This window comes from Saccharospirillum mangrovi (assembly GCF_003367315.1).
In the GTDB taxonomy this organism is placed as follows: Bacteria; Pseudomonadota; Gammaproteobacteria; order Pseudomonadales; family Natronospirillaceae; genus Saccharospirillum; species Saccharospirillum mangrovi.
This window is the reverse complement of sequence record NZ_CP031415.1, coordinates 1944377-1956462: the sequence shown is the minus strand read 5'-3', so window position 1 is coordinate 1956462 and position 12086 is coordinate 1944377. Positions and strand designations below refer to the sequence as shown.

The 12086-nt window shown below is 58.5% G+C and carries 14 protein-coding genes; 8 read left to right on the top strand and 6 right to left on the bottom strand.

Annotation, left to right across the window (positions count from 1 at the left end; all coding sequences use genetic code 11):
- Positions 1-20: 20 nt before the first annotated feature.
- From DW349_RS09425 to DW349_RS09415, 3 genes are read right to left on the bottom strand one after another with little or no spacing between them, the layout of a single operon-like run.
- The gene (locus DW349_RS09425; RefSeq protein ID WP_108125380.1) at positions 21-740 is read right to left on the bottom strand and encodes a heparan-alpha-glucosaminide N-acetyltransferase; all 720 of its coding nucleotides are present in this window, start codon (positions 738-740) and stop codon (positions 21-23) included.
- Positions 737-1282: a hypothetical protein gene (locus DW349_RS09420; RefSeq protein WP_108125379.1), complete on the bottom strand. Its 546-nt coding sequence runs from the start codon at positions 1280-1282 to the stop codon at positions 737-739. The genes DW349_RS09425 and DW349_RS09420 overlap by 4 nt, the downstream gene beginning before the upstream one ends.
- A gap of 2 nt (positions 1283-1284) precedes the next feature.
- Positions 1285-1620: a hypothetical protein gene (locus DW349_RS09415; protein WP_108125378.1), complete on the bottom strand. Its 336-nt coding sequence runs from the start codon at positions 1618-1620 to the stop codon at positions 1285-1287.
- A gap of 72 nt (positions 1621-1692) precedes the next feature.
- On the opposite strand from DW349_RS09415, the gene DW349_RS09410 reads away from it, so the two are divergent.
- The gene (locus DW349_RS09410; RefSeq protein ID WP_108125377.1) at positions 1693-2727 is read left to right on the top strand and encodes an NADP(H)-dependent aldo-keto reductase; all 1035 of its coding nucleotides are present in this window, start codon (positions 1693-1695) and stop codon (positions 2725-2727) included.
- Here DW349_RS09410 and DW349_RS09405 read toward each other — a convergent pair whose 3' ends face one another.
- Positions 2728-3501: an MBL fold metallo-hydrolase gene (locus DW349_RS09405; RefSeq protein WP_108125376.1), complete on the bottom strand. Its 774-nt coding sequence runs from the start codon at positions 3499-3501 to the stop codon at positions 2728-2730.
- A gap of 52 nt (positions 3502-3553) precedes the next feature.
- Here DW349_RS09405 and yaaA point away from each other — a divergent pair, with 52 nt between their 5' ends.
- Together yaaA and DW349_RS09395 are read left to right on the top strand one after the other, a co-directional pair.
- On the top strand, positions 3554-4360 hold the full coding sequence (yaaA, locus tag DW349_RS09400; RefSeq protein WP_232819312.1) for a peroxide stress protein YaaA: 807 nt from the start codon (positions 3554-3556) through the stop codon (positions 4358-4360).
- Between the two features lie 33 nt (positions 4361-4393).
- On the top strand, positions 4394-4972 hold the full coding sequence (locus tag DW349_RS09395) for a YajG family lipoprotein (protein ID WP_108125374.1): 579 nt from the start codon (positions 4394-4396) through the stop codon (positions 4970-4972).
- Positions 4973-5040: 68 nt separating this feature from the next.
- Here the strand turns inward: DW349_RS09395 and DW349_RS09390 are convergent, their stop codons facing one another.
- A complete protein-coding gene (locus tag DW349_RS09390; protein ID WP_108125373.1) occupies positions 5041-5949 on the bottom strand; it encodes a LysR family transcriptional regulator in 909 nt (302 codons plus the stop codon).
- Between the two features lie 202 nt (positions 5950-6151).
- On the opposite strand from DW349_RS09390, the gene DW349_RS09385 reads away from it, so the two are divergent.
- From DW349_RS09385 to DW349_RS09365, 5 genes are all read left to right on the top strand, one after another.
- A complete protein-coding gene (locus DW349_RS09385) occupies positions 6152-7240 on the top strand; it encodes a DUF5610 domain-containing protein (RefSeq protein ID WP_108125372.1) in 1089 nt (362 codons plus the stop codon).
- Positions 7241-7335: 95 nt separating this feature from the next.
- Complete coding sequence (locus tag DW349_RS09380; protein ID WP_232819311.1) at positions 7336-7614, top strand: glutaredoxin family protein; 279 nt, start codon at positions 7336-7338, stop codon at positions 7612-7614.
- Entirely contained in the window at positions 7611-8135 is a 525-nt protein-coding gene (locus DW349_RS09375) for a DUF6436 domain-containing protein (protein ID WP_108125371.1), read from the top strand. The genes DW349_RS09380 and DW349_RS09375 overlap by 4 nt, the downstream gene beginning before the upstream one ends.
- 83 nt (positions 8136-8218) lie before the next feature.
- Positions 8219-9148, top strand: a complete 930-nt coding sequence (locus DW349_RS09370; RefSeq protein WP_108125370.1) for a chemotaxis protein — start codon at positions 8219-8221, stop codon at positions 9146-9148.
- A 65-nt stretch (positions 9149-9213) separates the two neighbouring features.
- Positions 9214-10017 (top strand): MOSC domain-containing protein, encoded by an 804-nt coding sequence (locus DW349_RS09365; protein ID WP_108125369.1) that lies wholly within the window; start codon positions 9214-9216, stop codon positions 10015-10017.
- Between the two features lie 4 nt (positions 10018-10021).
- On the opposite strand, the gene DW349_RS09360 is transcribed toward DW349_RS09365, so the two are convergent.
- Positions 10022-12007 carry a lytic transglycosylase domain-containing protein gene (locus DW349_RS09360; RefSeq protein ID WP_108125368.1) on the bottom strand — a complete coding sequence of 662 codons (1986 nt, stop codon included), beginning with the start codon at positions 12005-12007 and terminating at the stop codon, positions 10022-10024.
- Positions 12008-12086 lie beyond the last annotated feature (79 nt).

Sequence of the window (12086 nt, the reverse complement as noted above, 5' to 3'; positions counted from 1 at the left end):
GAGCTTAACAGCTGAGTCGTTTAACTGAACGACTGCAATAAAAAGTGCACCAGCCAGGCCAGGCCGAACAGCGGAATCTGATGCACCAGATAGAACACCAGACTGTGCTGACCTAACCAGATCAGCGGTCGGTTCAGCGGGCCTAACGGAATCGAGCGCACCCCAAAGAGTCGTTTGTGGCCCAGGTACACACCGATGTAGACCACGCCCAGCCACGGAATCAGGCGGGTCAGATCCACCGTGCCGAGCGGCAGGTGCAGCGGCTCGGCCAGCCAGTAATACAGCAGTCGAAGATTGAACCAGTCGGTGACATTGAACAGCAGCAGGATGGCAACGCCCAGCACGAGCGCCAGACGCGGAGCCGCGATCAGCGGCACCGTCAGCAGACTGGCGAGCGCGATAAAATGCAGTACGCCAAACCAGACCCAGGCGTGGGGATAAGCCAGCCAGGTACCGATACTGATCAGCGCCGCGCCAGCGAGAATTTTCGCTTCACGCGTCCAAAACGCGCGCCAGCGCATGCCGTCACGATTGGCCAACACCAGGCTGATGCCAACGCTGGAGAAAAAGCTGACCACAATGATGCCGCGAAAAATCGCCCAGAACGGAGCATGGGAATCGAAGGTCAGATAGCCGTACAGGCTGAGGTCGTAGCCGAAGTGGAACAACGCCATCAGCACCAGGGCGATGCCTCTGATCTGATCGACGCTGTCGATTCGGGTCGTCGAATGAGCCGTCAAAACAGACTGTCGGCCGAATGCACCGGTGCCAGCGGGCGGTAGATGACTTGATGGTAAGGACGATCACCGGCCCAGGCGAGTTGCTGAACCAGTTCGGTGCGATCGTTCTGCCAACGGGTTTTCAGCACCAGCCGGTCTTCGCTCAATGCCTCGGCCCAGTCCAGACGTTCAGGACGGGATTCCGACGCCGGCGTCAGCACCTCGTCGGCCATCGGCTCGCCATACTGACGGCTGATCAGGTGACGCACCTGTTCGAATTGATCGATCCAGGATTGCATCGGCGCTTCAGGGCTGGGTTTGAACAGGAAACGGCCTTGTGTCAGCTGGCCGTCGGTGAACTGATACACCAGGCGGGTGACGTAAATATCGGGCAGCTCGGCTTCATAAATCAGGTAGCCGAATTCGCCGATGGGCGTACGGTTGGGCCGGGTTTCGGCGTTGCGCACGTCATCGGGGCTGTCGCCCCAACTGGCTTCGCCGAAATCCTCAGCGGCAACCAGAGCGGGCAGGGCGGCCAGAAGCCAAATACAAAGCAAACGCATGATCAGGACCTTTCGAAACGATCGAGCAGCTCATCGCCGCTCAGTTCATCAAAGCCTTTATCGGTTTCGAGGGTATCGACCTCTGAGCGAACTTCTTCAGTGTCCGCCGGGTAAAGACGCGGTGGTTTAACGGCCGGTGGCGTGCCCGTGGTGGAGTCCGTCAGGTTGTTGGCTTCCAGATATTTCTGGTACGCCGATTTCTGCCGCTTCTTGTGTTTGGCCAAACGATTGTGCGTTGGAATCTGGCCTTTTTCACCGCGGGCGATGAAGTCTTTTTTGGAGCCGGTTTTAACGTTGAGTTTGCCTTTCAGCGACCGGGTCTTCTTTCTGCGTGACATGGTGTCCGTCGAATTGTGTGAAATCAGCCCGTATTATAGAGGTTCGATGTCAAGTTAGCAGGTACCGTCTTCATGGAATATCGACGTTTGGGTCGTTCCGACCTCGAAGTCTCCCGAATCTGCCTGGGCACCATGACCTGGGGCGAACAGAACACCGAAGCGCAAGCCCACGAACAAATGGACTACGCGCGCGAACGCAACATCAATTTCTTTGACGCCGCTGAAATGTATCCGGTGCCACCCAAGCCGGAAACCTATGGCCGTACCGAGCAATACATCGGCACCTGGTTTGCCAAAACCGGCCGTCGTCAGGAAGTGATTTTGGCGACCAAGGCGCTCGGTCCAAGTGCCCGCAAAGACATTCGTGGCGGGCCGCGGCTGTCGCGCGAGCAGATCAAACAAGCCGCCGAAGCCAGCCTGAAACGGTTGCAGACCGATTACATCGACCTTTACCAACTGCACTGGCCGGAGCGCAGCGTGAACAGTTTCGGCAAGCTGGGTTACACCGTCGTGTCAGACGAAGACGTCATCAGCATTGAAGAAACGCTGCGCGCCTGCGATGAACTGGTGCGCGAAGGCAAAGTCCGGCGTATTGGCGTGTCGAACGAAACCGCCTGGGGTGTGTCGGAATATTTGCGCTTGTCGCGTGAAGAAGGCCTGGTGCGTATCGACTCAATCCAGAATCCGTACAGCCTGTTGAACCGCAGTTTTGAAGTCGGTCTGGCAGAAATGGCCTACCGCGAAGACGTCGGTTTGCTGGCGTATTCTCCGTTAGCCATGGGCCGACTGAGCGGTAAATACAGCGGCGGTGCCAGGCCGGAGGGCGCACGCCTGACTTTGTTCGACCGCTTTCAGCGCTACAACACCCCAAACGGTATTGCCGCGGCCGACGAATACGTGCAAGTGGCGCGTGATCACGGCCTTGACCCGGCGCAGATGGCGCTGTCGTACATCAACGACCGGCCATTCGTGACCGCGAACATCATCGGCGCCACCAATCTGGAACAGCTGAAGAGCAATATCGATAGCCACAGTCTGACGCTCAGCGCCGAGGTACTGGCTGATATTGAAGCCGTACATCAGCGCTATCCGTATCCGTGCCCCTGATCACCACTGATCGCGCAGCGTGCGCAGCGCTTTGAAGCGCTCCAGCGCGCTGCCGGTCGAGTGGCCGCGTTCGCTCAATGCCTGCTCCAGGTCCGCATCGTCCAAGCGCAAAAACAGATTGAAGCTCAGTTCCTGCTCGAAGGTCGTGACGGTTCGGGTGTCGGGCGTCTGCGAGTCGGCCTCGGCTTTTAAGGCCAGGGCCGGCGCCAGTTCCGGTTGCAGGCTGAGCGCGAAATTCAGGTTGTTGGGCAGGTAATCGTGGCCGGGGTAAATGCGGGTGTGGTGGGGCGTGTCGCGGCGGATGCGTTCGATGCTCTCGAACAACACGTCGGTATTGCCGGAGCGGGTGTTGCCGACGCCAGCATTGAACAAGGTATCGCCGCAAATCAGCGCCGGTTCTTGCTGGTCGACGAAATAGATGCCGTGCGCGGGCGTGTGGCCGGGGGTAAACCAGAACGTTGCTTGCTCATCACCGACGCTCAGCTTATCGCCGTCTTCAAGCCAGATGTCGGCGGCCAGCTTGCCGACGCAGCCGGCCGGCGCATAAACCCGGGCGCCGGTCGCGGCCTTGAGTTCATTAACGTGGCGAATATGGTCGCCGTGTTCATGAGTAATCCAGATGGCACTGATAGACAGATTCTGTTGCTCGGCCAGTTGCAGCAGGTGTTCGGCGTCGTACGGATCGACCGCGGCTGCCTCGCGCTGAGCGTCGCAGACAATCAGGTGGTTGTAATTCTGGAAAGAGTCCGGCACATAGGTTCTCAGAATTTGCATGGTGTGGCCCGCTGTGAAGGTGTGAGCCGTACCCTAGAGACAGGAGAAAGACTTGGCAACAGCTCCCTTAATGGCGGTGATTTCGCCGGCCAAAACGCTGGATTTTGAAACCCCGGCCGTGACCGATCAAAGCACCGATTTTCGCTTTGCCGACCAGGCGGCTGAACTGATTGATGTGTTACGCAGCTACAGCGTAAATGACGTGCGTGCGCTGATGTCGCTCAGCGAAAAACTCGCCGCCCTGAATGTCGACCGCTTCAGCCAGTGGCAATGGCCGTTCACCGACGCCACCAGCAAACAGGCGATTCTGGCGTTCAAAGGCGATGTTTATACCGGGCTTGACGCCGAAACCCTGGGCAAGCGCGGCCTGGCGAAGGCGCAGGATAGAGTGCGCATCCTGTCGGGTCTGTACGGTTTGCTGCGCCCGCTCGATCGCATCCTGCCGTATCGTCTGGAAATGGGCACACGGTTGCGCACCGAACGCGGCAGTAATCTGTATCAATGGTGGGGCGGCACGCTGACCGAAACACTGGCAGCAGACATGCGCGCGAATGCGACACCTGCACTGGTCAACCTGGCATCGAACGAATACTTTAAGGCCATCCAGCCGAAGCGGTTGTCGGTGCCGGTGATCGTGCCGGAGTTCCGTGACTGGAAAAACGGCCAGTACAAGATGATTTCCTTCTTCGCCAAGAAGGCGCGCGGCATGATGGTGCGTTACATGCTCGACAACGACATCCGTCGAGTGGACGATCTCAAAGGTTTTACCGTGGACGGCTACGCCTTTGATGCCCGCCGCTCAACGGACACGCACTGGCAGTTTCTGCGCGACCAAGGCCGCGATGCTCAAGCGGCTTGATTCAAAACTGAAAACTCAACAAGGAGAACCATTATGAAGTCTGTCTTTAAGCCGGTATTGATGCTGTCGGTATTGGCACTGCTTGCTGGCTGTGCGCAGTTATCGCCGCAGCAAATCGCTTTCCAGCCGGTGGTCTCGGCTGACAGCCTGCCGGCCGGTAACGGTCGTACCTTCTGGGTCGATGTTGTTGATGGTCGCAGCAGCAGTGTGATCGGTCAGCGCGGTGGTGTGTATGAAAACAGCTCCGCCATTACCGCCACCGGCGATCTGCGCCAGCAACTGGAAGACCAGATTGTCGGCGCATTGGAAGTGGCCGGTTTTGAAGCGGTCGACATGAACGCCGACTTTGAATGGACCGTCACACTGGAAGAATTGAGCTACCAGATGAACGACATCGACGCTGCACGCAAAGATGCCAAAGTAGCGGCGGAAGTCTCGGTGGAAATCGTCAAAGCCAATTCCAGCTTCGCCAACAGCTTTCGCGCCCAGCGCAGCAAAGAATTCTTCCGCTACCCGGATGAAGCCGAAAACGAAGCCATGCTGACCGAAACCTTCGATGACGCCATTGAGCGGATGTTCAGCGACGCGGCATTGAATCGCTTCCTACGCTAATTCAGCGCAGCACCCAAACAAAAAAAAACGGCCAATTGGCCGTTTTTTTGTGGATGATCGAAACGCTATTAACCGTTTTTATCCAGATCGTGTTCTTCAAAATAGGCCGCCATAAAATCGACAAAGGCGCGGCTCTTGGCGGAGAGATAGCGGTTTTCCGGGTACACCACGTGAATGGTACGGCTGGGGAAGGTGATGTCTGGCAGCACATGCACCATGCGACCGCTGCTTAGTTCTTCGCGCACCATGTAATACGGCAGGGCAGTAATGCCCATGTGGTTGGTGGTGGCTTCGGCCAGCGTATCAAGATCATTCACCGTGAAGCGGCGGTCTTTGTTTTGCAGACCGGCTTCTTTCAAAAAGCGTTTTATCCAACGCGGTTCGGCGAAGTCGATGCCCGATGCCATCAGCATGTGGTGATCGTACAGATCGCCCAATTGTTGCGGCAGGCCGTGTTTGTCGAGGTATTCCTGCGTCGCTGTCAGAATCACTTTCTGTTTGGCGACCGGGCGGGCGACCAGACGGCTGTCTTGCAGCGAGCCGAGGTGGATGGCGAGGTCGATGCCTTCGCGCACCAGATCCAGGCCTTTGTCGGCCAGAATCAGATCGAAATTCACATCCGGGTACTGCTCCAGGAACTTGGAGAAGATCTTCATCAGCATGGAGCGGCCGAAGGTTGGCGTGGCGGTGATGCGTAAGGTGCCGCGCGGCGATGTCTCCAGGTCTTTAACCATGTGCTCGGCTTCCTCGAGGTCTTCGAGAATCCGACTGCAACGGTTAAAGAACAGCTGACCGGCTTCGGTCGGGCTGACCGAGCGGGTGGTGCGGTTCAACAATCGCACACCGAGGCGGTCTTCCAGTAGGCTGATCTGCTTGCTGACGGCCGACGGCGTTAAGCCCAATTGGTGCGCGGCGTTGGTGAAATTGTTGGCTTTGACAACGGTGGTAAAGATGATCAGCGAATCGAGTCTCGCCATGACTGGCCTCTAATCGGTCGAGTTGAGCCTGAAGCCCGGCGATCATACGACGTTATCCTCAATAATCCAACGCCATTGATGATGGAATTTTGATAATCCCCGGCTTTACAAAAGCACACTCAAGTTCGTGGCAAAGCCGCCGTTAGCAGATTGGATATCAGGTCTTCAAGCATGTGCCGGTTGTACCGGGAGGGAATGCCCAATGAATGCACTGTCTAATCTGTCGAGTCTGACACCTACCATTAATGGCTACCAACGGTCCGGCTCGTCGCAGCCAGCGGAACCGGGTGTGGCCCGTTCGGTCAATGCGCCGGCGAAAACCGACGCAAGTTCGGCGTCATCGTCCGCAGCGGCTAATTTCAATGTCGATGAGCTGGTCGATAACCTTTGGGGTTACATGCGCGGTCGTTTGGCGCAGGCGCAGTCCAGTGGCGCGTCCGATGCTGAAATGGACAAGATGTGGGCCGCCGCGGAAAAAGGCATCGAGAAAGGTTTCGGGGAAGCGCGCGACATTCTTGAATCGATGGGCAAGCTGGACGGTGCGCTGAAAGGCAAGATTGACGACGCCTACAGCCGTCTGGAAGACGTACTGGCCTTGCGCGATCTGAACGCTCCGGTGGCGCGCAGCGAAGATAGCGCCCCGGCAACCGGCGCGGCCAACCGCCGCATCAGCATGTACCAGTACGAACAGCGTACCTTCTCATTGGACGTCACCACGGCCGAAGGCGACAAGGTGACGATCTATGTCGACAAACGCACTGAGGCTGCGGCGGAACAATCGTCCGGCGACGGTTGGTCGGCGTTGAGCTGGGGCAAGGTGGAATCCGGCCAGTTCGATCTGCGCATTGAGGGCGATCTGAACGATCAGGAAAAAGAAGACCTGACCGCACTGCTGCAAGAAGTCGGTGATCTGGCGGAAGAATTCTACGATGGCGATCTGGGTGTTGCCTTCCAGCAGGCGCAGGCGTTGAGCATTGAAGGCACCAGCCTGGCGTCGATGAACCTGCACCTGCGTTCGGTCGAAGCTAAGGGTGTGGCTGCTTATCAGCAAGCCGGTGGCGAAGGCCAAAGCCTGCCGCGCGGTCTGGAGCCGTTGCGCCAATACGCGCGTGACATGGTGGAAGCCCAGCAACGCTGGATGGACAGCCTGGGTTCCGAGTTCGGCCTGGTCGATGCACTGAGCAACCACCCGCGCAACGACGGTCAACTGAGCCAGTTCCTGGAGTCGCTGTTTGGCGGCGAAGCGACTGACAAAGCCGGCTCTGGTAGCAACTCCGCTAACAAAGCCTGACTACAGGCCTGGTTGCAGCCACCAGTCGGATAAAACGGCTGGTAAAGCGCTTTTGGATTTCTACAATAGGGCCGTTTTTCCCATTGGAACGGCCCGTGTCTTCTTCTGATCCCGCTGTAGCTTTGCCCACCTCTGAACCCCGTTTAACGCTGTACAGCACCGCTGGTTGCCACCTGTGCGAGCAGGCTGAGGCCTTGTTGCAGGCGCTGGCATTGCGCTGGGAAGTTGTCGATATCGCCAGCAGCGATGCGCTGATTGATCAATACGGTGTGCGTATTCCGGTTTTGAAGGCGGGCGGCACCGACACCGATCTGGGCTGGCCGTTCACGGCGGACGACGTTCAGCAATACCTTCAAAACGGTGATCAGTCGTGAAGGTGCGTAATCGGCGCTGGTTATGGTGGCTGTTGCCAGTGTTGGTCGTGTTACTGGCAACACTCTGGTTTCGCCAGACTCATCTGAATTGGTTGGGTCGAACGGTACCGGACGTGTCGCGCTGGAGCGCCGACTGGCAGGAATGGATCGACAGTCGCGACGACCTGACGCACCCGGCGATGCTGCATTGGATGCCAACCGGCTGTTTATGCCGCTTTATGGCCGCCGGCCACGCCTCCACCTTGAGTGAAGAAGGCCTGGCGCTGGGCTATCAGCCGTACCAATTGGGCACGCCCTTTATTGCCGCCAATCTGGCGACGCCTCTGCCGGGGCTGCCGCCGGCCTCGCCCGGGCCGATGATCGCGTTGACCGGCGCCGACGGCCAACTCCGCTATCTGGGCGCCTACAGCAGCGGGCTGACCTGCGCCCAATCGAACAGTCTGGTGGACGATTGGCTGCCGTTGTCACGCCCTGGTTCGGTCGTCAATCTGGATGCAACGACCTGCGTTTGTGTGAACTAGCGCATATTTCGTCAATCTCGACTAAACTTGGCCGATAACGACAGGGTGGGTTGTTACCCCAATCGGAATAACCGGAGTATCTGATGTCGAGTGTGCTGAAAAATGTCGATAGCCGAACCAATCTGGTGGGGCAGAATCGACTTGAGATTCTGTTGTTCCGGTTAAAAGGCCGCCAGATCTACGCCATCAACGTGTTCAAAGTGCAGGAAGTGCTGGGTTTGCCCAAGCTCACCATGATGCCGCAACGGCATCCAGCGGTGATTGGGGTGGTCTACCTGCGCGGCCGGTCGGTGCCAGTGGTCGATCTGAGCATGGCCATTGGCCTGAGCCCGATCAAACACGACGAAAACTCCACCATCATCGTTACCGAATACAACTCCACCGTTCAGGCCTTTGTGGTCGGCGGTGTTGATCGCATCGTCAACCTGAACTGGGAAGAAGTGCTGCCACCGCCAGCCGGTGCCGGTCATTCCCATTACCTGACCGCCATTACCCACCATGAAGACCAGATCGTTGAGATCATCGACGTGGAGAAGGTGTTGTCGGAAATCGTGCCGATGAACGCCTATCTGCGCGATGGCTACCTGGACGACGAGATGGTCGACCAGATTCGCGGCCGCGAAGTGGTGATGGTTGATGATTCCCACACGGCGTTGGGCCAGGCGCGGGTGACATTCGAATCCATGGGTTTGAAAGTGCACCAGGCCACCGACGGCGCACAGGGGTTGGAGTTATTACGCCGGCTGGCGGATGAAACCGACGGCCCGCTGGAAGACCGCGTGCTGATGCTGGTCACCGACGCTGAAATGCCGCGCATGGATGGCTACCGTCTGACCGCCGAGGTACGCGCCGACAGCCGCCTGCAAAATCTGTTTGTAGCGCTGCATACGTCTTTGTCGGGTGACTTTAACCTGGCGATGACTAAGAAAGTCGGCTGCGATGCGTTTTTATCGAAATTCCAGCCGGAGCAACTGGCGGATCTGGTTCGCAAGCGCGTTGCTGGCGATCTTTAAACGGCGCTTGCACGCGCCGTTCGGCTTTGCTGGAATGAGGCGCTTTCCCGCCCGGTGAAGCCGCCATGTCTTATTCCGTTCGCATTACCGCTCTGTACCATTACCCCATCAAATCTCTGCCTGGCCTGAAGGTTGATCGTCTGCGGTTGGACGCCGCCGGTGCCATTGATGATCGCCGCTGGATGCTGGTCAACGCCAAAGGCCGCTTTGTCAGCCAGCGTGATATGCCGCATCTGGCGCGCTTTGGCGTTGAGGCGACGACCAACGGCTATCGCATCACCGCACCGGATGGTGACCGCTGTGAGCTGGCACGAACCGTCGCTGCGCAACAGCCCACTGCCGTGACCGTCTGGAAAGACACCCTGGATGGCTGGGAAGTCTCTACTGAACTGTCGGATTTGTTCAGCGCCAAGCTGGGCCAGCCACTGCGACTGGTCTACGTCGGTGATCAGCCTCAGCGTCGCATTCCCGACCCGGCTGCTTTGGATCACGAACGCGTTGGCTTTGCCGATGGCTATCCGTTGTTGCTGTGCAACCAGACCTCGTTGGATGAACTGAACCAGCGCGCCGGCGTCGCTTTCGACATGCGTCGCTTCCGGCCGAATCTGGTGGTCGAGGGGCTGCCGATGGACCGGGAACTGGAACTGGGTCGTCTGGAATTAGCGGAGGGCCATCTGGACCTGCTCAAGCCTTGCGAGCGTTGCAGCATTCCGGCGGTCGATCAGGACGTAGGCAGTTATCAACGCGACATGGCCGATGCGCTGAAAGCGCACAGCCGCTTCAACGGCAAGACTATTTTTGGCGTGAACGCGGTGGCGCGCGGTGTGGCCGAGCTTCGTGTCGGCGACGAAGCCCGGTTGCAGGATTGAGCGCTTAAGGGGCGTCGGTCAGCGTTGCCAGATCGGGCGCGTTCAGCCAGCTGGCGAGCGTCCAATCTTCGCCGTCGCGCATGGCGTAGATTTGCGCAAAGGTCAGTACCGATTTGACGTAGTTGCGCGTTTCATCGAACGGAATTGATTCCACCCAGACACGCAGGTCCGCCGGATACCGCGTTACCCAACTGGCGACCCTGCTTGGGCCGGCGTTGTAAGCTGCGGTGGCGTAGACCGGCCCACCAAAGCGGCGCTGCATCTGGTCCAGATAATTCCGACCGAGCGTGATGTTGAGCGTCGGATCGTCCAGATCCTCGGGGTTTTGGTAATTCAGACCGGATTTGATAGCGAGGCCGCGCGCCGTATACGGCATCAGTTGCATCAGGCCGCGCGCGCCAACGGGTGAGCGGGCTTGGGTCATAAAGTGGCTTTCCTGACGCATCACGCCATAGAGCCAGTGGCGCGGCACCGACGGAGATTCGGTCAATTGCCCGACGACATCCGCAAACGGCGTCGGGTAGCGCAGGCTCAATTCTCCATAACGTCCGCTCATACCCGCCGTCTGTGACGCCTTGTGATACCACTGCCAGCGTTGCGCCAGTTGAGCGGCTTCCATCAATTGCCGGGCATCGAAGCCATCTAACGTCAGGTTCCATTCGATTTGTGCGCGCACGATGTCGCCAGCGGCGTACAGCGTTAACGCCCGTTGCAGCGCCGGACGCTGAATCATGGGTTGCAGCGAATGAATGACCGGCGCTTCGTCCAGGTTTAAATCCGCCGGCGTGCCCAAGGCGGCCGCGGCGAGAAAACCGTAATAAGAGCGTTCTTTAGCCAGAACGGCGAGTTGCTGCTCCGCATTTCCGGCCAGGCCCAGGTGCTGGTCGGCCAGCGCGGCCCAGTAACGCCATTGGCCGTCTTCGCGCAGCGTTGGGTCGAGCGAGCGGAACAGGGTGGCGACTTGCAACCAATTGTTGTCGGCGAGCGCTATTTGCAGCCGCCAATGCTGCACTTCACTGTCGTCGCGATTGGGGTCGGCAATACCCAGCCAGTAGTCGGCCTGCGGCAACGCCAGCTTAGCCATGGCGACACCCAGGTAATGCGAGGTTTGCTGAACCTCTTGCTGGGTAAACCGGGGCGTCTGTTTGATCAGTTCGACCCATAGGTTGGACGCGATGTGCGGGTCGCGATACGCCAGCCGGTCGATGGCCGCCAACGCCAGGTCACGCTGCCATTCAACGTCCGGATCGTAAGGCTGGTTGAACAGACCGGCCGGGCTTAAGTAGACGGCGCGCAGGCGCTGACCGCGCTGACGCCATTGCGGATCGTCGTAACGATCGTTCAGGTAACGCACCATGCGGCTGTTGCGGGCGTGAAACGCCAGTAGCTGACGTTGCCAGACGAGTTCGTTGTAGTCGTCGTCCTGGCGCAGACGATCAAGAAAAGGGTCGCAATGGGCGGGCAGGGAATCGCCGGTCAGCCAGAGCTGTCGAAGTTGCTCGTCTGGCACTGGCTGCCCTAACGCCTGCTGGGCCTGGAAACGTCGGCACGGGTGGCCCGCACCCGACCAGGCCAAGTCGAAGCCAATGTAATCGGCCCAGCGTTCACGACGCGCCAATTCTTCCATCCAGGCCTGGCGGAATTCCCAGCCGGCGGCTTTCCACTCGGGCTGCAATAAACGAACGATGAACCAGTCCAGGTCGATGTCTTGCGGGTGGCGCATGGCCCAGTGGGTGATCAGATGCGGGAACAGCGGATGGTCTTGCCAGTCGTTCAGTTCGGCAAAACTGATGTCGTCGTTTTGAATGCGTTGCAGCAGCAAGGCGTAGTCGGCCGCAGCGGTGTGGCTTTGTTCCAGAAATTCGCTTTCGGTCAGGGCGTTGCTGTCCGGCAGAAATTCACTGTCTGGTAAAGATGCATCCACCGTCAGGACGGGTAGGGTACCGGCCAGACAGAAGACAATCAGCATGCGCATCCGCGTTGCGTTCATGTCCACAAGCCTCACAACAACCAATCAACAAAAACAATGCCCGTGGTTTTGCGCCTGACGCGGCGTTTCGACGGGCGTT